20 protein-coding genes are annotated in these 20540 nt (G+C 70.9%); 9 read left to right on the forward strand and 11 right to left on the reverse strand.

Translation table 11 applies throughout. The features are described 5' to 3' along the window. Window positions 1-11: 11 nt before the first annotated feature. The 3 genes from ACIRVF_RS39590 (at window position 12) to ACIRVF_RS39600 (ending at window position 3509) form a co-directional block, all read left to right on the forward strand. Window positions 12-1169, forward strand: a complete 1158-nt coding sequence (locus ACIRVF_RS39590) for a S1C family serine protease (RefSeq protein ID WP_402829303.1) — start codon at window positions 12-14, stop codon at window positions 1167-1169. Window positions 1170-1257: 88 nt separating this feature from the next. Continuing rightward, window positions 1258-2028: a response regulator transcription factor gene (locus tag ACIRVF_RS39595; protein ID WP_402829305.1), complete on the forward strand. Its 771-nt coding sequence runs from the start codon at window positions 1258-1260 to the stop codon at window positions 2026-2028. Further along, window positions 2025-3509, forward strand: coding sequence for an ATP-binding protein (locus tag ACIRVF_RS39600; RefSeq protein ID WP_402829307.1), 1485 nt, complete (start codon window positions 2025-2027; stop codon window positions 3507-3509). The genes ACIRVF_RS39595 and ACIRVF_RS39600 overlap by 4 nt, the downstream gene beginning before the upstream one ends. Window positions 3510-3573: 64 nt before the next feature. On the opposite strand, the gene ACIRVF_RS39605 is transcribed toward ACIRVF_RS39600, so the two are convergent. The 6 genes from ACIRVF_RS39605 to ACIRVF_RS39630 all read right to left on the reverse strand — a co-directional run bounded on the left by ACIRVF_RS39605 (window position 3574) and on the right by ACIRVF_RS39630 (window position 11211). Continuing rightward, window positions 3574-5373, reverse strand: coding sequence for a bifunctional metallophosphatase/5'-nucleotidase (locus ACIRVF_RS39605; RefSeq protein ID WP_402829309.1), 1800 nt, complete (start codon window positions 5371-5373; stop codon window positions 3574-3576). A 205-nt stretch (window positions 5374-5578) separates the two neighbouring features. Then, complete coding sequence (locus tag ACIRVF_RS39610; protein WP_402829311.1) at window positions 5579-6928, reverse strand: ATP-binding protein; 1350 nt, start codon at window positions 6926-6928, stop codon at window positions 5579-5581. Window positions 6929-6992: 64 nt separating this feature from the next. Continuing rightward, entirely contained in the window at window positions 6993-8582 is a 1590-nt protein-coding gene (locus ACIRVF_RS39615) for an SCO6880 family protein (RefSeq protein WP_402829313.1), read from the reverse strand. A gap of 7 nt (window positions 8583-8589) precedes the next feature. After that, window positions 8590-9633 (reverse strand): hypothetical protein, encoded by a 1044-nt coding sequence (locus ACIRVF_RS39620; protein ID WP_402829315.1) that lies wholly within the window; start codon window positions 9631-9633, stop codon window positions 8590-8592. A 229-nt stretch (window positions 9634-9862) separates the two neighbouring features. After that, a complete protein-coding gene (locus tag ACIRVF_RS39625) occupies window positions 9863-10675 on the reverse strand; it encodes a hypothetical protein (RefSeq protein ID WP_402829317.1) in 813 nt (270 codons plus the stop codon). Between the two features lie 185 nt (window positions 10676-10860). Next, a complete protein-coding gene (locus ACIRVF_RS39630) occupies window positions 10861-11211 on the reverse strand; it encodes a hypothetical protein (RefSeq protein WP_046386924.1) in 351 nt (116 codons plus the stop codon). A 248-nt stretch (window positions 11212-11459) separates the two neighbouring features. Between ACIRVF_RS39630 and ACIRVF_RS39635 the strand changes: the two genes are divergently transcribed. Together ACIRVF_RS39635 and ACIRVF_RS39640 are read left to right on the forward strand one after the other, a co-directional pair. After that, entirely contained in the window at window positions 11460-12575 is a 1116-nt protein-coding gene (locus ACIRVF_RS39635) for an NlpC/P60 family protein (protein WP_402829345.1), read from the forward strand. A 210-nt stretch (window positions 12576-12785) separates the two neighbouring features. Then, the gene (locus ACIRVF_RS39640) at window positions 12786-13505 is read left to right on the forward strand and encodes a phosphatase PAP2 family protein (protein ID WP_402829319.1); all 720 of its coding nucleotides are present in this window, start codon (window positions 12786-12788) and stop codon (window positions 13503-13505) included. Between the two features lie 18 nt (window positions 13506-13523). Here ACIRVF_RS39640 and ACIRVF_RS39645 read toward each other — a convergent pair whose 3' ends face one another. Beyond that, entirely contained in the window at window positions 13524-13718 is a 195-nt protein-coding gene (locus tag ACIRVF_RS39645) for a hypothetical protein (RefSeq protein ID WP_402829321.1), read from the reverse strand. Window positions 13719-13878: 160 nt separating this feature from the next. Between ACIRVF_RS39645 and ACIRVF_RS39650 the strand changes: the two genes are divergently transcribed. Beyond that, window positions 13879-14778, forward strand: a complete 900-nt coding sequence (locus tag ACIRVF_RS39650) for a hypothetical protein (protein WP_402829323.1) — start codon at window positions 13879-13881, stop codon at window positions 14776-14778. A 155-nt stretch (window positions 14779-14933) separates the two neighbouring features. After that, a complete protein-coding gene (locus tag ACIRVF_RS39655; RefSeq protein ID WP_402829325.1) occupies window positions 14934-15119 on the forward strand; it encodes a hypothetical protein in 186 nt (61 codons plus the stop codon). A gap of 35 nt (window positions 15120-15154) precedes the next feature. On the opposite strand, the gene ACIRVF_RS39660 is transcribed toward ACIRVF_RS39655, so the two are convergent. After that, window positions 15155-15532 (reverse strand): metal-sensitive transcriptional regulator, encoded by a 378-nt coding sequence (locus ACIRVF_RS39660; RefSeq protein ID WP_402829327.1) that lies wholly within the window; start codon window positions 15530-15532, stop codon window positions 15155-15157. Window positions 15533-15901: 369 nt separating this feature from the next. Here ACIRVF_RS39660 and ACIRVF_RS39665 point away from each other — a divergent pair, with 369 nt between their 5' ends. Both ACIRVF_RS39665 and ACIRVF_RS39670 read left to right on the forward strand, forming a co-directional pair. Next, complete coding sequence (locus tag ACIRVF_RS39665) at window positions 15902-16522, forward strand: DUF47 domain-containing protein (RefSeq protein ID WP_030059626.1); 621 nt, start codon at window positions 15902-15904, stop codon at window positions 16520-16522. Between the two features lie 5 nt (window positions 16523-16527). After that, window positions 16528-17523 (forward strand): anion permease, encoded by a 996-nt coding sequence (locus tag ACIRVF_RS39670; RefSeq protein ID WP_402829329.1) that lies wholly within the window; start codon window positions 16528-16530, stop codon window positions 17521-17523. A gap of 136 nt (window positions 17524-17659) precedes the next feature. Here ACIRVF_RS39670 and pstB read toward each other — a convergent pair whose 3' ends face one another. The 3 genes from pstB to pstC are packed head-to-tail and all read right to left on the reverse strand — an operon-like array spanning window position 17660 to window position 20530. Further along, window positions 17660-18436: a phosphate ABC transporter ATP-binding protein PstB gene (gene pstB / locus ACIRVF_RS39675; RefSeq protein ID WP_270145081.1), complete on the reverse strand. Its 777-nt coding sequence runs from the start codon at window positions 18434-18436 to the stop codon at window positions 17660-17662. Window positions 18437-18479: 43 nt separating this feature from the next. Next, on the reverse strand, window positions 18480-19556 hold the full coding sequence (pstA, locus tag ACIRVF_RS39680) for a phosphate ABC transporter permease PstA (protein WP_402829331.1): 1077 nt from the start codon (window positions 19554-19556) through the stop codon (window positions 18480-18482). Further along, a complete protein-coding gene (gene pstC, locus ACIRVF_RS39685) occupies window positions 19553-20530 on the reverse strand; it encodes a phosphate ABC transporter permease subunit PstC (protein WP_402829333.1) in 978 nt (325 codons plus the stop codon). The genes pstA and pstC overlap by 4 nt, the downstream gene beginning before the upstream one ends. Between the last annotated feature and the right edge of the window lie 10 nt (window positions 20531-20540).

Genomic DNA, 20540 nt, shown 5'->3' on the forward strand with positions numbered 1-20540 from the left:
GCTTGGTCGGCATGAGCGAACAGCAGCAGCACCCCGACGAGCAGTACGGCCCGTACGAGCAGCCCCGCGTCATCGAGGGCACCGTGCTCGGCCACGGCGCCGGCAGCACCGACCCGCGCACCGGCCACGGGTACCGCGAGGACCACTCCGGCGGCGCCTTCGACGGACCGCCCCCTCCCCCTCCCATGCCGCCCGAGCCCCCCACCCTGCTCGGCCACCCCGCCGGGCCCGAGGACCACCGCGGCCACGGCGGCCGGGCCCGCCGCGGCCTGCTGCGCGGACGGCTCGCCCTGGTCACCGCCGTCGCCGCGATCGCCGCCGTCATCGGCGGGGTCACCGGAGGCGTCGTCGCCGCCGACCGGCAGTCCTCCGACTCCCGCGTCAGCACCGTCGCCAGCCCGGTCTCCGCCCGCACCGACGGCACCGCCAACGTGCCCGCCATCGCCTCCGCCGTCTCCCCCAGCGTCGTCCAGATCACCGTCAAGAGCGGCAACGGCACCGCCACCGGCACCGGCGTCGTGCTGAACGGCAGCGGCCGGATCCTCACCAACTTCCACGTGATCGACACCGCGGCCGGCGGCAGCGGCCGGATCACCGTCACCTTCAAGGACGGCTCCGCCGCCCCCGCCACCGTGACCGGCACCGACAAGAAGCTCGACGTCGCCGTGATCACCGCGACCGGCGCCAAGAACCTCTCCCCCGCCGTCCTCGGCGACTCCTCCACCGTGGCCGTCGGCGACCCGGTCGTCGCCATCGGCAACCCCGACGGCCTCACCGGCACCGTCACCTCCGGCATCATCAGCGCCGAGAACCGCGACGTCACCGTCCAGCTCGACGAGGGCTCCACCAGCGGCAACGGCGGTTTCGGCTTCCCCGACCTGCCCGGCCTGCGCGGCAGCATCCCGCAGCAGCAGAGCGGTGGCGACACCACCACCTACAAGGCGTTCCAGACCGACGCCGCCCTCAACCCCGGCAACTCCGGCGGTCCGCTGATCAACGCCAACGGCCAGGTCATCGCCATCAACTCGGCCATGTACGCCCCGAACGGCGCCAACTCCACCGCCGGCGGCGGCAGCAGCACGGCCGGCAGCGTCGGCCTCGGCTTCGCCATCCCGATCAACGACATCAAGCAGGTCCTGCCGAAGCTCGAAGCCGGCCAGAGCCTGTGAGCCACAATCCCTGAGAACCGGTAAGCGTCCGCGAGGCGGACAATTGCTCCCAGCAGGCCCTCCATCCGACGAGAAAGGGCACCAGCCCATGACCCCGTCCGCCGACGACCGCACCACCGCCGAGGCCGGCCACCCCTCCGCCCGGCTCCTCGTGGTCGACGACGAACCCGCCCTCCGGGACGCCCTGGAGAGCAGCCTCGCCTTCGAGGGTTACGAGGTCGCCACCGCCACCGACGGCTACGAGGCCCTGGAGTCCGTCGAACGCGACAGGCCCGACCTCGTCCTGCTGGACATCATGATGCCCCGGATGGACGGCCTCACCGCCGTCCGCCGGATGCGCTCCCGCGGCGACACCGTCCCCGTCCTGATGCTCACCGCCCGCGACGCCGTCGGCGACCGCGTCACCGGCCTCGACGTCGGCGCCGACGACTACCTCGCCAAGCCCTTCGAACTCGACGAACTCCTCGCCCGCGTCCGCGCCCTGCTGCGCCGCAACGCCCTCGCCACCGAGGCCGCCGCCCGCGCCGCCGCCGAGGACGACAGCGAGGTGCTCGCCTTCGGCGACCTGCGGATGAACACCGCCACCCGCGAGGTCACCCGCGCCGGCAAGCCGGTGGAACTCACCCGCACCGAGTTCATGCTGCTGGAGATGTTCCTCGCCCACCCCCGCCAGGTCCTCACCCGCGAGCAGATCCTCAAGGCGGTCTGGGGCTTCGACTTCGAACCCTCCTCCAACTCCCTGGACGTGTACGTGATGTACCTGCGCCGCAAGACCGAGCAGGGTGGCATGCCGCGCCTGATCCAGACCGTACGCGGCGTCGGCTACGCCCTGCGCCCGGCCGCCGGCGCCGGCGCGTGAACACAGTTCCGCCCCCGCCGCTGGTGCCGCCGCGCACCCCGGGCCGACGCGAGCGGATCGTCCACTGGTACCGCTCCCGCTCGCTGCGCGGCCGCCTCACCTTCCTGAGCGCGGCGGCGGTGGCGGTGGCCATCGCGCTGTCGGCGCTGGCGTGCTGGTTCATCGTGGAGCGACAGCTGTACGGCCAGGTCAGGACGGAACTGCTCAACGCACCGCAGCCCCGAGGTGTCCCGTCCGTCCTGTACTGCGCCAACTCCCCGCAGGAGACGCCGACACCGCAGGGCACCTCGGCGTCCGAGGGCAGCACTCCGTTCAGGGACGTCCAGTTCGTCCTCTCGAACACCGGCCAGGTCTGCTTCATCGACCGCGGCGGCCGGGCGGTGCTGACCGAGCCGGGCGACGCAAAGGCCTACCACCTCAAGCCGGGCCAGTCGATCGTCCGCGACGGCAGCTACGCCAACGGCGACCCGGCCGTCGTCCGCATCACCGCCGTCCAGAACCACAACGTCGGCCCGGTTCTCGTCATGGTCGCGACCCCGACCCTGCCCATCGAGGATTCCCTCCAGGGCCTCGCCATCCTCCTCGCCTCCGTCTCCCTCGGCGGCATCCTCCTCGCCGCCGTCGCCGGCCGTCTCGTCGCCCACTCCTCCCTCAAGCCCGTCGACCGGCTCACCGACGCCGTCGAGCACATCGCCCGGACCGAGGAGGTCGGCACCACCATCCCGGTGCGCGGCGAGGACGAGATCGCCCGCCTGTCCACCTCCTTCAACTCGATGAGCACCGCCCTCGCCAACTCCCGCGAGCGCCAGACCCGGCTGATCGCCGACGCCGGCCACGAGTTGCGGACGCCCCTCACCTCCCTGCGCACCAACGTCGACCTGCTGATCCGCAGCAACGACACCGGCCGCCCGCTGCCCCCGGCGACCAAGACCAAGCTGCTGGGCAACATGAAGGCCCAGATGCAGGAACTCACCGTCCTGATCGGCGACCTCCTCCAGCTGTCCCGCCCCGACACCCCGAAGGCCGGCCCCAGCCTCACCGTGGTCGCCCTGCACGAGATCGTCGGCCGGGCCGTCGAACGGGCGAAGCTCCGTGGCCCCGGGCTGGTCTTCGAGGTGAGCACCGAGCCCTGGTACACCCACGGAGACGCGGCCGGCCTGGAGCGCGCCGTGATCAACCTGCTGGACAACGCGGTCAAGTACAGCCCGCCCGGCGGCACGATCGAAGTCCACCTCCACCAAGGCGTGCTGACCGTCCGTGACCACGGCCCCGGCATCCCGCCGGACGAGCTGCAGTACGTCTTCGACCGGTTCTGGCGCTCCCCCTCCTCGCGCCAACTGCCCGGCTCCGGCCTCGGGTTGTCGATCGTCGCGCAGAGCGTCCGGGAGGCGGGCGGCGAGGTCACCCTCGGCCCGGCCGAGGACGGCGGCCCCGGCGCCCTGGCCACCGTACGACTGCCGGGCGGCCCCGTCCCCGAATAGCCGGGAAACAGGACGGGCGGGGCGCCCCGACAGCGCCCCGCCCGTCCTCATCGTCGGCTCACGGTCAGTCGATGTCGCTGCCCGGGCCGAGGACCTTGATCCGGTCATGCGCCGGCGGCTTCAGCGGCGAGGCCGCCGAGCTGTGGGCCGCCAGGTAGGCCGTGAAGACGTCCAGGTCGGAGGCGCCGACGAGCTTGTCGGTGCCCGCCGCGAAGGCCGGGAAGCCGTCGCCGCCGCCGGCCAGGAACTCGTTGGCCGCGACCCGGTACTTGGCGGCCGGGTCGACCGGCGCGCCGTTCAGCCGGATCGAGTCCACGACCACCCGGTCCGCGCCGGTCCTGCGCATGTCCAGGGTGTAGTGGAGGTTCGAGGACGCCTGGAGGACCTTCGGCGCCGCGTCGTTGAGCCCGCTCACCTGCTGCTGCAGCAGCTGGACCAGCTGGGCGCCGGTCAGCGTCTTGACCTGCATCATGTTGGTGAACGGCTGGACGGTGAACGCCTCGCCGTAGGTCACCACGCCGTCGCCCTCACTGCCCGAGGCCTTGTACACCAGGTCGGAGCGCAGTCCCCCGGGGTTCATGAAGGCGACCTGCGCCCCGCCCTTGGGGCCCGGGGCGAGCCCCTCCAGCTGCGCGTCCGCGATCACGTCCCCGAGCGGCTTCTCCAGGTCACTGCTGCCGCGGCCGTTGATGTCCGCGGAGATGTAGCCGATCGGACGGTTGGCGATCGGGGCGGCCAGCTTGGCGTAATGGTCGATCAGCGCCGTCATGTCGGGCGCCTTCGGGACCGTGCGGCGTACCACGTGGTTCTCGGCCTTGACCGAGGGACGGACGATCTCGCCGGTGTTCTTGTCCAGCTTCATGTCGATCTCGGTGAACAGCCGGCCGAAGGAGGCGGCACTGGTGACCGAGCGCGGCACGCCGTTGGGGTCCGGGATCTCGCAGGCGTACGCGTTGTGGGTGTGGCCGGTGACGATGGCGCCGACGGCCGGGTCGATCTTCCTGGCGATGTCGACGATCGGGCCGGAGATGCCCTGGCCGGCCGGGCCGCAGTCGTAGTTGTAGACGCCGCTGGCCGGGTAGCCGCCCTCGTGGATCAGCGCGACGATCGAGTTGACGCCCTTGGCCTTGAGCTCCGCGGCGTACTTGTTGATCGTGGTGACCTCGTTGGCGAACTTCAGGCCCTTGATGCCCTCCGCGGTCACGATGTTCGGCGTGCCCTCCAGGGTGACGCCGATGAAGCCGATCTTCACGCCCTGGGACTTGGTCACCCAGTACGGCGGCAGCAGGGTCTTGCCGGTCTTCTCGTCGGTGACGTTGGCCGACAGGTAGTTGAAGTTGGCGCCCTTGAACGTGCGGCCGGGCTCGTAACACCCGTCGGTCGGGTGGCAGCCCCCCTCCTGCTTGCGCAGCAGCTCCGCCGCGCCCTGGTCGAACTCGTGGTTGCCGACCGAGGTGACGTCCAGCCCCAGCTTGTCCATCGCCTCGATGGTCGGCTCGTCGTGGAACAGCGCCGAGGTGAGGGGGCTGGCGCCGACGATGTCGCCGGCCGCGACGGTGATCGAGTCGTCGGCCGGGATCCGCGCCTTGCGCAGTTCGGTGGCCAGGTACTCGATGCCACCGGCCGGGGTCGAGACCACCTGGCCGGTGGCCGGGTCGACCTCCTTGATCGTGCCGGAGGAGCCGACCGGGGGCTCCAGGTTGCCGTGGAAGTCGTTGATCGCCAGCAGCTGGAGGTTGACGGTCTTGTGACGCTTGGCGTTGGCGTCGGCGGCCTGAGCGGCCGTCGGCACGACCACCGTGCCGAACAGACCTGCGGCGGCGACGACGGCGAACGCCGCCCGTCGGGATCTGACGGTGAGCATGAGGGAACCCCTGCACTCGAAGGACCGCGCGGCGGTTGAGGACACCGGGCGTGCGCGATGAGGTGCGCGAGTGCAGCCTAGGGTCAACGCGCGTAGCTGTCAGGACGTCGAACGTAACGAGAGCATTACCTGCTGACGAACCATCGCGACAGGGCCGGGACGGGCAGCCTGCGTACGACCGGCCGACCCGGCTGACGACGGACGGTCAGACCCCCGGCTCTGCCGCCAACTGCCGCTCTGCCCGAGTCCGTTCGGCCACCGCGTCCTCGGTCATCGCGCGGTCGGTGTACACCAGTGGCCGCTCGGTGTCGGTGATGATGTGCTTCACCACCTGGACGTTGCCGTTGACGTCCCACACCGCGATGCCCGGCGACAGGGTCGGGATGATCTCCACCGCCCAGCGCGGCAGACCCAGCACCCGGCCGGTGGCCCGCGCCTCCTCGGCCTTCTGCATGTAGATCGTCCGGGTGGAGGCCATCTTCAGGATCGCCGAGGCCTCCTTGGCCGCCGCACCGTCCACCACGTCCGACAGGTGGTGCACCACCGCGACGAACGAGAGACCGAGCCGTCGGCCGAACTTCAGCAGCCGCTGGAACAGCTGGGCCACGAACGGACTGTTGATGATGTGCCAGGCCTCCTCGACCAGGAAGATGCGCTTCTTCCGGTCCGGCCGGATCCAGGTGTGCTCCAGCCACACCCCGACGATCGCCATCAGGATCGGCATCGCGATCGAGTTGCGGTCGATGTGCGAGAGGTCGAAGACGATCAGCGGCGCGTCCAGGTCGATGCCGTCGGTCGTCGGGCCGTCGAACATGCCGCGAAGGTCACCGTCGACCAGCCGGTCCAGCACCAGCGCCACGTCCAGGCCCCAGGACTGCACCTCGTCCACCGCCACGCCCAGCGACTCCACCGAGGACAGCTCGGGGTTGCGCAGGGTGTCGATGATGTCGTCCAGCACCGGCTGGCGGTCCTTCACCGTGGCCACCACATGGGCGTGGGCGGCCTTCAGCGCGAAGCCCGCCCGCTCCTCCAGCCCGCGCCCCATCGCCACCTCGATGATGGTGCGCAGCAACGACAGCTGCCCGGTCTGGGTGATCGCCGGGTCCAGCGGGTTGAGCTTCACCCCGCCGTCCCGGGCCGCCATCGGGTCCAGCCGGATCGACTTTATGCCCAGCGCGTCGGCGATCAGGTTCCACTCGCCCACGCCGTCCTCGCCCTGGGCGTCGAGCACCACGACCTGCCGGTCACGGAACCTCAACTGCCGCAGTACGTAGGTCTTCTCCAGCGCCGACTTGCCGTTGCCGGACTCCCCCAGCACCAGCCAGTGCGGGGCCGGCAGCTGCTGCCCGTACAGCTGGAAGGGGTCGTACACGTAGCCCTTGCCGCTGTACACCTCGCGCCCGATGATCACGCCCGAGTCGCCGAGCCCCGGTGCGGCCGTCGGCAGGTAGACCGCCTGCGCCTGGCCGGTCGAGGTGCGTACCGGCAGCCGGGTGGTCTCCACCTTGCCGAACAACAGGCTGGTGAACGCGTCGGTGAGGTTGCCGAGCGCCATGGGCGGCCTCCTGGTGCCAGCGGTAGGGGTGGACGGGTGCGGTGCGGACGGACGGGCGCGGCGGTCAGCGGCGGATGCCGGTGGCGAACGGCAGGGTGTTGACGAACGCCCGGTGGTGCTCGCGGTCGCACCACTCCAGCTTGAGGTAGCTCTTGCCGGCCGACGCCCGGATGGTCCGCTTGTCGCGGGCCAGCGCCTCGGGATTGCGCGAGGAGACCGTGATGTAGCCGACCAGGTTCACCCCGGCCGCGCCGGAGGCCAGGTCGTCGCCGCGCTGGTCCACCCGGCCGGTGTGGGCCAGGTCGCGCGGGTCGACGGTGCGGTTCATCTTGGCCGCACGGCTGGCCTCCGCCTCGTCGTTGGTCTTCTCCGTCAGCATCCGCTCGATCGCGACGTCGGTGGGCTCCAGGTCCATCGTCACCGCGACCGTCCGGATCACGTCCGGGGTGTGCACCAGCAGCGGGGCCAGGAAGTTGACGCCCACCGGGGTGAGCGGCCACTCCTTGATCCACGCGGTGGCGTGGCACCACGGCTCCCGGGTCGCCGACTCGCGGGTCTTCGCCGTCAGGTACTGCGGGTGGGTCGCGTCCAGCTCGGCCGGCCAGGCGTTGCGCCGGGACATCGCCTGGATGTGGTCGATCGGGTGGTCCGGGTCGTACATCGAGTGCAGCAGCGAGGACAGCCGCGCCTGGCCCAGCGGCTGGCGCACCCGGATGTCCGCCTCGGCCAGCCGGGCGCAGATGTCGGTCAGCTCGCGGGCCATCACGGCCGCCAGCCCGTCGTCGTCCCGGGACGGACCGCCGGCCGCGCGCTTCTCGTAGGCGCTGCGGCCCATCGCGTGCGCCTCGGCCGCCAGGTCACGGGTGTAGTGCATGCAGGCCACCAGGTACGCCCGGTGCTGCTCCGAGGAGGTCGACACCATCGACTGCAGCTGGTCGTACGACTCCTGCAGCCAGCGCGGGGCGTCGTGGTCGCCGCGCCGCTCCACGTCCTTGGCGTGCGCGTCCGGGTCGGCCGGCAGGGTGCGGGCCAGGATCTGCAGCCGGGTCACGAAGCCGTCCCCGTTGGCGACGTGCTTCAGCAGCGTCCCGAAGCGGTCGACCAGCGCCTCCTGGTCCTCCGAGTCCCGCAGCCCGACGCCCGGGCCCTCGATCTCGATCGCGGCCGTCACCGTCCGCCGCTCCAGGTGCATCAGCACCCCGACCTCGTCCGGCCCGAACGGCGCGGTCAGCCAGCGCAGCCGCCCCACCCCGGGCGGCGGGCCGATCTCCACCTCCCGGCCGTCCATCCGGGTGCCCGCGTCCATCGCGTCCGAACGCCACACCCCGCGCCCGCTGCGGACCGTCCGGCGGTAGGTGCGGTTGATCTCCACCCACTTGTAGAACGTCCGCTTGCGGTACGGCACGTAGACCGCCGCTATGGCCAGCAGGGGCAGGCCGAGCAGACCGGCGATCCGCAGCGGCAGGACCGGCATCAACAGGCCCCAGAGCATCCCGACGAACGCACCGAAGATGATCAGCAGGATCTCGCCGGACTCCCGGTTCCGGCCGATGGGCGCGTTCGGGCGGGCCTTGCCGATCAGGTAGGTGCGGCGCTGGTGCACGTACGGCTGGGCGTACTGGGCTCCGTACTGGCCGAGCGGTTCACTGCTCACTTACCCGTCACCCTCCCTTCGCTGGATTGCTGTCGCGGATCGGAACCGGGGCCTGCGGCGGCCCGGCCTGCGGCGGTGGGGCCGGCGTCCGGCCGGCGTGCGCGGCGATGCCGGGCGCGACCGAGCCACCGCCCGCACCGCCACCACCCGCACCCGCCGCCTGCGGACCGCGGTCGCCGTGGGTGGTGATGCCCTGCTTCATCAGGTTCGCGGTGCCGTTGATCATTGCCGAGCCGGCCTGCACCGCGCTCGCCCGGGCCCGGCGCATGTTCAGCATCTCGTCGCCGAAGGTCGGCACGAAGCGGTACACCGCGGCGCTCGCGAAGATGGACAGGAACAGGATCGCCAGCCCGGACAGCACCCGGGCGAAGTCGTCGTTGGCCCCGGCGCCGGTCGCCACCGCGCCCGCCAGACCCAGGATGATCACGATGATCGGCTTCGCCAGGTCCACCGCCAGCATCATCCCGGCCCACCGGCGTACGTGCTTCCACAACTGCCGGTCCACCAGCCCCGCGTACACCGCCGTCCCCAGCAGCGCCCCCACGTACAGCATCGCCGCCCGGATCACCAGCTCGATCCAGAGCACCGCCGCCGCCAGCACCGCCACCAGCGACACGATCACCAGTATCAGCGGGCCGCCGCCGACGTCCCCCTTCTCCAGGGTGTCCGCGAAGCCGCTCAGGTACGTCCCGGTGTCCGACTTCGTCCCGACCGCGATCGCCTTGGTCAGCCCGTCCGTCACGCTCACCACGGTGAACAGGATCAGCGGCGTGAACGCGGAGGCCACCACCGTCAGCCACAGGAAGCCGACCGCCTCCGAGACCGCCGTCGTCAGCGGCGCCCCCCGCACCGCCCGCTTGGTCACCGCCAGCAGCCAAAGCACCAGCGTGATCACCGTTGACACCGCGAACACCACGGCGTACTGCTGCAGGAACGACTGGTTGGTGAAGTCCACCGCCGTCGTCCCGTCGATCGCCCCGGACAACTTCCGCACCACCCACGCCGCCGCCTGGGCACAGCCCTTGGCCAGCGACCCGAGCGGGTCGGTCACGGTCCCCACGGTGCCGCTCCCGGGGAGCGCACCGCCCCCGGGCGGAGCGCAGTACACGTCGTTCCCAGGGAGCGGAACTCCCGGACACGCCGTGTTGCTAACCCCGGCACTGGGGTTGGGCGATGGGTCCGCCATCGCACGGTTGGTCGCCAACACGACAGAGAAGACGCCGAACAGCGTTATCCCCGTCACACGGCCGACGACCCGGCGGACAAGGCCCGAGTTACCGTCAGCGGGCATAGCGGAAGCCTCCGAACTGCTCGACGGCACCAGTGATCTCCTCCGCGGTCGCGGCTTGCTGGTCCGGCGGGACAGGAGCCGGGCCCGCCACTCGGCTGAAGTCAGTGAGCTTCCAATCCGTTCCGGTCCATCGCAGGCTGAGGTTGAGCGTGAACCACTCCTCGGAGACCGGCTTGGTCGACCGCTCGCCGGCCAGTCCGAAGAGGCCGTTGCACCAAACGTCGACCTTGACGCTGTCCGCGGTGTAGCCGTTGCTCTTGGTCCCGACCGGGATCGTCCGGCTGACGAAAGTCAACCCCTTGGGGGCCCGCCCCTGTGCGTCAACACCGAACCGGGCTGCCGTCTCCGGTGAGAACCCCTGGTCCAGCCGGCCCTGCAGCGCCCCCGCCGCTCCGGGGTCGGCGATGGTGGCGATGATGGTGTGGCGGCTGTCGGTGCGGAACATGTCCGCGGACCCGATCGCCACCGCGTAGTTGGCGGCGGCCGACTGGGCGCCCTGGTCGCTGTGCGGGAAGCCGGAGGCGATGCCGTTGACGGTGGTGCCGACGGGCTGGTCGCCGCTGGGCGCCGGGCCCGCGCCGGAGCCGGTGCCGGTCGCGGCGTGGTCGGAGGAGCTGCCGCCGCCGCTGCCGGGCTTGCCGCGGTTGGCGATGGAGATGGCGACGACGAGCAGGGTGACGACCACGAGGACGGTCAGCAGCGCGCGGATCGGCCGGGACTGACGGGGGCTCGCCGGGGCGGAGGGCTGTTCGTCGACCGGCAGCCGCGTACGGGTGTGCGGCTGGTCGTCGGACAACGGCACGGCGGCCCTCCTGGTGCGGGGAGCCGGGGCGGCTCCGGGGGCCCTCCGGCCGGGGGCGGGCGCGGACGGAGGGTGGGAACGGGGGTGGAGTCCTGGCTGGTCGGCCACTGGTGGGGTCCGGGCGGGGAACCTGCCCTCAGCCGGTCCGGGTCACTACTGTCCGAGGTGTCCTAGTTGTCCGATCGTCAGATCGCCATGCCGTAGACAATGGTGAACAGAGTGCCGAGTGATCCGATGATGAACACGCCGGTCAGCCCGGCGATGATCAGTCCCTTGCCCTGTTCGGCACCGAAGCTGTCGCGCATCGCGGTCGCGCCGATCCGCTGTTTGGCCGCGCCCCAGGCCGCGATGCCGAGGCAGAGGATGATGGCGAGCGCCATGATGACCTCGACCATCACCCGGGCTTCCGACCCGAGGGTCGCGAACGGGCCCCAGTCGGGGGCGATCCCGCCGATGATGGTGTCGATGCTCGGCTTCTTGGGGGGGTCCTCGGCCAGGTGGCCGACCGCATAGGTGTGCACGCTGCTCAGGTTCATTTCCATCTCACCGCCCGATCAGGCAAATTCAAGGGCCCTGACCCCGCCCGCGCGAAGGGTCGGTGCCTATTCTTGGCCAGATCTGATGTCGACTTGGCTACTTCTCGCGGATTGGTCGTGAGGCGTCGGACACGTACGCGAGGATGTCCACCGTACGAAGGATAGCGCTCACTCTTTGTATCTCTGATGATTGCGGTGAGCAACGCCTTCCGGGACACTTCGACTGACGATTCGTCGGGATGGTGCTGATGGTACTCCGGAAGGCCGGTACGGCCGCCGCTGCGGCGGGAGTTGTCGCGTTCGGGTTCCTCGGTCTGGTGACGATGGGGACGTATGCGGCCGGTGGGACGCCGCAGCAGTCGGCGAATCGCTCGGCGCTCTCTCCCGGAACGGTCCCGGCGGCCTATCAGGACGCCTTCCAGAAGTGGGGATCGCTCTGTCCGGAGATCTCCGCGCCGATGCTCGCGGCGCAGCTGTACCAGGAAAGCGGTTTCGACCCGAGGGCCCAATCGCCGGTCGGGGCGCAGGGAATGGCGCAGTTCATGCCGGGCACCTGGCCGGTGTACGCCACGGACGGTGACGGGGACGGCAAGAAGGACGTCTGGAACCCGTACGACGCGATCGCCACGGCGGCGGTGTACGACTGCGCGCTGGCCAAGGACGTCTCCGGGGTGCCGGGCGACCCCCAGGCCAACCTGCTGGCCGCCTACAACGCCGGCCCGTACGCGGTGACGAAGAACGGGGGGATCCCGCCGTACAAGGAGACCCAGGGCTACGTGCGGAACATCCAGGCGATGGCCCGCAGTTTCGCCGCGCCGACCGCGCCGGTGGAGGTGTCCGCGCAGTCGGCCGGCGCGATCTACTTCGCCCAGACCAAGCTCGGCACGCCGTACCTGTGGGGCGGCGAGGGCCTGTCCTCGCAGAACGGGCAGTTCGACTGCTCGGGGCTCACCAGGGCGGCGTTCGCGACCGTGGGCATCGAGCTGCCCCGGGTGGCCAACGACCAGTGGTACGCCGGGCCGCACCCGTCGCGCGATCAGCTGCGGCCGGGGGACCTGGTGTTCTTCGCGACGGACCTGAGCGATCCGCGGAGCATCCACCACGTCGGGATCTACGTCGGCGGCGGCTACATGATCAACGCACCGCACACCGGGGCGGTGATCCGCTACGACAAGATCGACACCAGGGAGTACATCGGGGCGACCCGGGTGACCTCGGACGGCGCCCAGGCGCTGCCGACCCGCGACAACAACGGCAACGGCGCGGTCCAGCCCCCGAGCCGGCCCGGCACCACGGCGCCTGCCGCCACCGGCCGCCCCGCGGCCGCCGCCCCGCCCGCCCCGACGGCGGTGGGACGGCCCTGATCGCACGGGTGGAACCGGCGGGGCCGACCGAGTCGTCCGTCGGTCTGTGTGCGGGCTGTGGACGCTGAGTCAAGTTTCCATAACCCGGCGTTTCCGTGGAACGCTGTGTCCCGGCGATGACGTTGGGTCCGGTGGCCCTCCGTCAGCGTTCTGAGCGGGGCGGGCCCCGGCGGAAACGCACAGGTACAGCGGACCAGAAGGAGGTGCGGCGTGTCGACGCCGCTTGCCGACACGACCAACCCCGACCTCGGCCTGCTCTACGCCGTCAACGACCTGGCCAAGAGCTCCCCCCAGTGGCTCGACCACCTGGTCTCGTGGATCGGCGAGTACGGCATCCTGATCGGCCTCGCGGTGCTCGGGCTGGTGGGCTGGCTGCAGGCCAGGCGCCGTCCGGACGCGCCGGTGGCGATCGCCGGGCTGCTCTGGGTGCCGCTCTCGGTGGCCGTCGCCGAGCTGGCCAACCTGCCGATCGCCGCGATCGTGGACCGGCCGCGGCCCTTCGTCGACCACCCCGGGCTGCTGGTGCTGGTGGACGGCAAGGCCGGCACCCACTCCTTCGTCAGCGACCACTCGACCATGACGATGGCCGTCGCGGTGTCGCTGTTCCTGGTGAACCGAAGGCTGGGCTGGATCGCCGGGGGCCTGGCCCTGCTGCAGGGCTTCTGCCGGATGTTCATGGGGGTCCACTACCCGACCGACGTGATCGGCGGCTACGCGCTCGCCGTCGCCGTGGTGCTGCTGCTGGCGCCGATCGCGATGGCGGTGCTGGTCCCGTTCTGCCACGCGCTGGGCCGGACGGCGGTCGCCCCGCTGATCCGGGCGTCGGAGCGCGGCGGTGCGGCCCGCGGCGCGGCCCAGCGCGGCCGTCGGCGCGGGCGGGGGGCGGTGCGCTCCGAGGAGCAGCCGCCGGAGTCGGACCTGGCGGCCTGACCCCGGCCCCCGGCCCAACTAGTCCGTGGGCCCGCCGCCGTAGTCGGCGGCATGGTCGGCCGCCTCGCGGCGGGCCAGGTCACGGGAGCGGCGGGCGGCGGAGTACCAGCCGCAGCTGCAGGTCGCGAAGGCGAAGGAACCGCGTTCGCTGACCGCGACGCGGTGCTCGGGCATCCGGGTGGTGCCGGGGACGGTCGGCAGCTCACTGTGCACGTGGTTCACCGTAACGCGCCGGACGGCCGGTGCGCGACGCCCGGGTTCCCCGGCTCCCCGTAACCCTTCGCGGCTCAACTCGTTTGCCCGAAAAGAGCTCTGCCCACCCGAGGGGTGTGGCAGGGCAGTCGGGCCCGAGGGGGTTGTCGCGAGGATGAAGATGACCGACCAGCAGCGAACCGGGCGGCCGGCGCGCCGTCCGGGGCCGCACCTGCGCGCGGCGGCCGGGGCCGCCCTGCTCGCCACCGCCCTGGCCGCGGGCGCCGCCGGCTGCTCGGGCCGCACCGGCGGCGGTTCCTCCGACCAGCAGTCGGCCGTCGCCGACCAGCTGGCCGCGGACCCGCTGACGGCGGTGCGCAACGCCGCCGACATCACCGGCCGCACCGGCTCGGCGCACACCGCCACCGAGCTGGTCACCGAGTCCGCCGACAAGAAGGCCTCGTTCAGCGGGAGCGGCGGCTACGACTACGTGAAGCGGATCGGCCGCTTGGAGGTGCAGGTGCCGCCGGGCGCGGCGACCACCGGGAAGATCGTCGAGGTGGTCCTGCCGGGAACCGTCTACCTGCAGAACAGCGGGGCCAAGGTGCCCGAGGGCAAGTGGGTCAAGCTGGACGTGCGCCAGCTGCCGGACGGCAACCTGGTGAGCAGCGGTGCCACCGACCCGGCCTCGGCGGCGGGTGCGCTGCGCGGGGTGCAGAAGGCCGACCTGGTGGGCACCGAGACCGTGGACGGCACGCCGCTGCACCACTACCGGGGCACCCTGGACCTGACCAAGGCGGCCGAGGCCACCGGTGGCCGGGGCGGGGACGGCCTGCGGATGGGCGGGCAGACCTTCACCGTCAAGGAGGTCCCGTACGACGTCTGGCTGGACGACCAGGGCCGGCTGCACAAGGTGGTCGAGGTGTTCACCTTCGCCGGGGTGGCCGGGTCCAAGGAGGCCAAGGACCAGGTGAAGGTCACCTCCACCACCTCGCTGTCGGACTTCGGCAAGCCGGTCGAGGCGGCCGAGCCGCCGGCCTCGGACATCTACCAGATGAAGCCCTCGGAGAGCCCGAAGTAGGCCGTCGGGCGGGTGGCCGCGCGGGGAGCGACGGCCACCCGTTTCGGCGGCGCCGAGATGGCCCGTCCGTGCCATGTGGACGGGCCCCGGAGTGCCTAGGCTGGACGTCGGGTGGCTGCCGCCCGGGCTGGCGAGGCACTGAAGGGGTGGTGCAGGTGGTGTCCACGGGCGGCCGCAGCGGCGGCCACGACGACGCGGCCCTCGACGAGATCGACCTGGCCGGCGAGCTGATGATCGCCGCGACGGCCAGCGCCGGTGACCGGCTGCCGACCGAGCGGATCGACGAGGTGCTGCTGGACCGGGTGGACCCGGCCCGGACCGAGCGGGAGGGCGACGGCTGACGGCCGCCGGGCGGGCCGGCCGTGCGGGGCCGGGCTCAGCTGCGCAGCAGTCGGCCGATCGCGGCCGACGCCTCCGCCACCTTGGCGTCCAGTTCGACGCCGCCCTGTTCGGCGGCCGCGGCGACGCAGTGCCGCAGGTGCTCCTCCAGCAGGGAGAGCGCGAAGGACTGCAGGGCCTTGGTGCTGGCCGAGACCTGGGTGAGCACGTCGATGCAGTAGACGTCCTCGTCGACCATCCGCTGGAGTCCGCGGACCTGGCCCTCGATCCGGCGCAGCCGCTTGAGGTGGGCGTCCTTCTGCGCGCTGTAGCCGTGCGGGCCGTGCCCGCTCCCGTGCGCCGCGGCGGCGGTTCCGGCGTGCGGGTCGGTGCCGGGCGCGTGGTCCGGTTCGGTGCGCGCTTGCGTCGTGGTCATCGGCCCGCCTTCGTCTGAGTGCCTGGTGGCTGCGTCGGCCACCAGTGTCCAACACCCTGGCCCTCCGTGGTGTTCCGACGGCCCACCCGGCATGTGCCGAACGGCCTGGCGGGGGTCGCGGCGGGGTTCACCCGTCTGAGCGGCGCCCCGGGTCCCTCGCGCGCAGGAGGGGGGCAATCGTGGCGAGGTTCCGTCAGACTGGGGGATCACGTCCGCACATGGCCGTGCGGTCCGGGTCGGCCGGGTCGGCCGGTTCGGCAGCCGAACGGAAGGGGAGGTTCCGCCTCCCTGCTCACCACCCCGTTTGCGCGATCGCGCTCGGTTGCACCTAGCATCGTTCAGTCCCTACCCCGCACATCGGAGATTTCCGTGCGTTTTAGCCTGACCCCGAAGGAGACGAGTTTCTACGACATGTTCGCCGCCGCCGCGGAGAACCTCGTCGTCGGATCGAAGCTCCTGCTGGAACTGCTGGGATCAGACGTGTCGGCCCGCGCGGAGATCGTCGAGCGCATGCGCGCCGCCGAGCACGCCGGGGACGACACCACCCATGCCGTCTTCCACCAGCTGAACTCCTCCTTCATCACGCCCTTCGACCGCGAGGACATCTACAGCCTCGCCTCGTCGCTGGACGACATCATGGACTTCATGGAGGAGGCCGTCGACCTGGTCGTCCTCTACGACATCCAGACCCTGCCGAAGGGCATCGAGCAGCAGATCGAGGTGCTGGCGCGCGCCGCCGAGCTCACCGCCGAGGCGATGCCGAACCTGCGCAGCATGTCCAACCTCACCGAGTACTGGATCGAGGTCAACCGGCTGGAGAACCAGGCCGACCAGATCCACCGCAAGCTGCTCGCCCACCTGTTCTCCGGCCAGTACGACGCCATCGAGGTGCTCAAGCTGAAGCAGGTCGTGGACGTCCTTGAGGAGGCGGCGGACGCTTTCGAGCACGTCGCCAACACGGTGGAGACCATCGCGGTCAAGGAGTCCTGACCCTCGTGGACATGGCAGCACTCATCGCCGTCATCGGCGTTGCGTTCTTCTTCACGTACACCAACGGCTTCCACGACTCGGCGAACGCCATCGCCACGTCGGTCTCCACCCGGGCGCTGACCCCGAGGGCCGCGCTCGCGATGGCCGCCGTGATGAACCTGGCCGGCGCCTTCCTGGGCAGCGGGGTGGCGCACACCGTCTCCAAGGGGATCATCGAGACCCCCCAGGGGAACCAGGGGATGGCGATCCTGTTCGCCGCCCTGGTCGGGGCGATCGCCTGGAACCTGGTCACCTGGTACTTCGGCCTGCCGTCCTCCTCCTCGCACGCGCTGTTCGGCGGCATGGTGGGCGCGGCGCTGGCCGGCGGGATCGGGGTGATCTGGAGCGGGGTCATCGACAAGATCATCGTCCCGATGATCCTCTCGCCGGTGGTCGGCCTGATCGGCGGCTTCATCGTGATGCTGGCGATCCTGTGGATCTTCCGCCGGGCCAACCCGCACCGGGCCAAGCGCAACTTCCGGGTAGCCCAGACGGCCTCGGCCGCCGCGATGGCGCTGGCGCACGGCCTCCAGGACGCCCAGAAGACCATGGGCATCGTGGTGATGGCGCTGACCATCTCCGGCCACCAGACCACCGGGGACATCCCGGTCTGGGTGAAGATCTCCTGCGCGACCATGCTCTCGCTGGGCACCTACGCGGGCGGCTGGCGGATCATGCGGACGCTCGGCCGCAAGATCATCGAGCTGGACCCGCCGCAGGGCTTCGCGGCCGAGGCCACCTCCTCGGCGGTCATGTACATCACGTCGTTCGTCTTCAAGGCACCGATCTCCACCACCCACGTGATCACCGCGGCGATCATGGGCGCGGGGGCCACCAAGCGGCTCCGCGCGGTGCGCTGGGGCGTCGCGAAGAACATCGTGCTCGGCTGGTTCATCACGATGCCGGCGGCCGCCGCCGTCGCGGCGCTGGTGTACTGGTTCGTCCACCTGTTCTGGGGCTGAGCCCGCCGGAACGGCCGGTATTCACCGGTCGGCACGCAGCAGACAGGGCCCGCCCCCCACATCTCGGGGGGCGGGCCCTTCTTCATGCCCCGCGGCGGCACCGCCATGCAGCACCGCGGGACAGCTGGGGTCCGGACTAGCCGAAGCGGCCGGAGATGTAGTCCTCGGTCGCCTGCACCGACGGGTTGGAGAAGATCCGCTGGGTGTCGTCCAGCTCGATCAGCTTGCCCGGCTGGCCGACGCCGGCCAGGTTGAAGAAGGCGGTGCGGTCGCTGACGCGGGCCGCCTGCTGCATGTTGTGGGTGACGATGACGATGGTGAACTGCGACTTCAGCTCGCCGATCAGGTCCTCGATGGCGAGGGTGGAGATCGGGTCGAGCGCGGAGCAGGGCTCGTCCATCAGCAGGACCTGGGGCTCGACCGCGATGGCGCGGGCGATGCACAGGCGCTGCTGCTGACCGCCGGAGAGGCCGGCTCCCGGCTTGTTCAGCCGGTTGTGGACCTCCTTCCAGAGGTTGGCGCCCTTCAGCGAGCGCTCCACCACGTCGTCCAGGACGGACTTCTTCTTCACGCCGGCGAGCTTGAGCCCGGCGACCACGTTGTCGTAGATCGACATGGTCGGGAACGGGTTCGGGCGCTGGAAGACCATGCCGATGGAGCGGCGCACGGCGACCGGGTCGACGTTGGAGGCGTACAGGTTCTCGTCGTCCAGGAGGACCTTGCCCTCGACCCGGGCGCCGGGGATCACCTCGTGCATCCGGTTGAGGGTGCGCAGGAAGGTGGACTTGCCGCAGCCGGAGGGGCCGATGAAGGCGGTCACCGAGCGGGGTTCGATGCTCATCGAGATGTCCTCGATGGCCTTGGTGGTGCCGTAGTAGGCCGACAGTCCGCTGACGTCGATGCGCTTGGCCATGATCGTTGCTTCTCTCGTCTGTCTTCGTACGTCAGTCGGTCGCTCAGTGTCCGCCCTTGGGCGAGCGCCAGCGTGCGATGCCCCGGGCGATGAGGTTGAGCCCCATCACGAAGGCGATCAGCACCAGCGCGGCGCCCCAGGCACGGGCGTAGCCGAAGTCGTTGTTGACCACCGAGTACTGCTGCCAGATGTACATCGGCAGGGACTGCTGCGGTCCGTCGAACGGGTTGCTGTTGATGTAGTCGGCGCCGAACACCAGCATCATCACCGGGGCGGTCTCGCCCGTGATGCGGGCGACCGCGAGCATCACGCCGGTGGTGATGCCGCCGATCGCGGTGGGGAGGACGATCCGCAGGATGGTCTTCCACTTCGGCACGCCGAGGGCGTACGAGGCCTCGCGCAGCTCGTTCGGGACGAGCTTGAGCATCTCCTCGGTGGACCGGACCACGACCGGGATCATCAGGATCGCCAGCGCGAGGCTGCCCGAGAAGCCGGAGTAGCTGAAGCCCAGGGCGAGGTTCCACAGCGAGAGGATGAACAGGCCGGCGACGATGGACGGGACGCCCGTCATGACGTCGACGAAGAAGGTGACGGCCTTGGCGAGCCGGCCGCGGCCGTACTCGACGAGGTAGACGGCGGTCAGCAGGCCCAGCGGGGCGGCCATCAGGGTCGCCAGGGCGACCTGCTGGAGGGTGCCGAGCAGCGCGTGGTAGATGCCGCCGCCGGGGCCGGACTGGATCACGCCCTTCATCGAGTGGCTCAGGAAGTTCCCGTTCACCACGGCGATGCCCTGCTGGACCGTGTAGACGGTCAGCGAGACCAGCGGGACGACGGCCAGGATGAAGGCGACCCAGACCACCGAGGTGGCGAACCGGTCCTTGGCCTGGCGGCGGCCCTCGACCTGGGCCGAGATCAGGTAGCCGCCGACCAGGAAGAGCAGCGCCGAGATCAGGCCCCACTGGAGGTGGCTCCGGAGTCCGGCGGCGGCGCCGATCACGCAGCCGACCGCGATCGAGCCGGCCGCGACGACGGGCGGGGTCCACCTGGGCAGCCGGTTGGCGGTCAGCTTCGGGCCGACCTGCGGCCGGGCGTCCTCGGGGACGGTCGTCAGGGTGGTCATGCGTTGGCCCCCGAGTACTCCTTGCGGCGGGCGATGATCAGTCGCGCGGCACCGTTCACCAGCAGGGTGATCACGAACAGGACGAGGCCGGAGGCCATCAGCGCGTCGCGGCCGTTGTTGCCGGCCTCGGCGAACTTCAGCGCGATGTTCTGCGCGAAGGTGCCGCCGCCCGCGTCCAGGATGTGCAGCGACAGGACGCTGTTGGCGGAGAGCACCACCGCGACCGCGATGGTCTCGCCGAGCGCCCGGCCGAGGCCGAGCATGGAGGCCGAGATGATGCCGGGGCGGCCGAACGGCAGCACCGCGGTGCGGATCATCTCCCAGCGGGTCGCGCCCAGGGCGAGCGCCGCCTCCTCGTGCATCCGCGGCACCTGGCGGAACACCTCGCGGGAGACCGCGGTGATGATCGGCAGGATCATGATCGCCAGCAGGATGCCGACGGTGAACAGGTTGCGCGGAGTACCGGTCCTGGTCTGGTCGAACAGGTACGTCCAGCCCAGGTACTGGTTGAGCCAGCTGGTCAGCCCGTCCATGTGCGGGACCAGGAACAGCGCGCCCCACAGGCCGTAGACGATGCTGGGGACGGCGGCGAGCAGGTCGACCAGGTAGGCGAACGGCTGGGCGATCCGGCGCGGCGCGTAGTGCGAGATGAACAGCGCGATCCCGATGGCCACCGGAACGGCGATCACCATCGCGATGAGGGCGCTGACGACGGTGCCGAAGGCCAGGACGGCGATGCCGAAGACCGGCTTCGGGGCGTCCGGCATCCACTCGAAGGTGGTGAGGAAGTTGCCGTCGTTGTTGCTGAGGGCCATGCCCGAGCGCCAGGCCAGGAAGCCGGCGATCGCGGCCATGATGACCAGCAGCAGGATGCCCGCACCGCGGGCGAGGTTCATGAAGATCTTGTCGCCGACGCGGCTGTCGCGCGGTCGGCGTTCCCTGCCTCGCGGGGCGGCAGGGGAGGATGAAGTCATTGGTCTACTC

It is taken from the genome of Kitasatospora sp. NPDC101157 (assembly GCF_044768255.1).
GTDB lineage: Bacteria > Actinomycetota > Actinomycetes > Streptomycetales > Streptomycetaceae > Kitasatospora.

Bases quoted from the DNA above. Each gene is read 5' to 3' on its own strand.
- ACIRVF_RS39610 (WP_402829311.1), bottom strand. From the start codon at position 6,928: ATGGCGCTCGGCAACCTCACCGACGCGTTCACCAGCCTGTTGTTCGGC.
- ACIRVF_RS39650 (WP_402829323.1), top strand. From the start codon at position 13,879: ATGACCGACCAGCAGCGAACCGGGCGGCCGGCGCGCCGTCCGGGGCCG.
- ACIRVF_RS39590 (WP_402829303.1), top strand. From the start codon at position 12: ATGAGCGAACAGCAGCAGCACCCCGACGAGCAGTACGGCCCGTACGAG.
- ACIRVF_RS39635 (WP_402829345.1), top strand. From the start codon at position 11,460: ATGGTACTCCGGAAGGCCGGTACGGCCGCCGCTGCGGCGGGAGTTGTC.
- pstB (WP_270145081.1), bottom strand. From the start codon at position 18,436: ATGGCCAAGCGCATCGACGTCAGCGGACTGTCGGCCTACTACGGCACC.
- ACIRVF_RS39605 (WP_402829309.1), bottom strand. From the start codon at position 5,373: ATGCTCACCGTCAGATCCCGACGGGCGGCGTTCGCCGTCGTCGCCGCC.
- pstA (WP_402829331.1), bottom strand. From the start codon at position 19,556: ATGACCACCCTGACGACCGTCCCCGAGGACGCCCGGCCGCAGGTCGGC.
- ACIRVF_RS39630 (WP_046386924.1), bottom strand. From the start codon at position 11,211: ATGAACCTGAGCAGCGTGCACACCTATGCGGTCGGCCACCTGGCCGAG.
- ACIRVF_RS39595 (WP_402829305.1), top strand. From the start codon at position 1,258: ATGACCCCGTCCGCCGACGACCGCACCACCGCCGAGGCCGGCCACCCC.
- ACIRVF_RS39660 (WP_402829327.1), bottom strand. From the start codon at position 15,532: ATGACCACGACGCAAGCGCGCACCGAACCGGACCACGCGCCCGGCACC.
- pstC (WP_402829333.1), bottom strand. From the start codon at position 20,530: ATGACTTCATCCTCCCCTGCCGCCCCGCGAGGCAGGGAACGCCGACCG.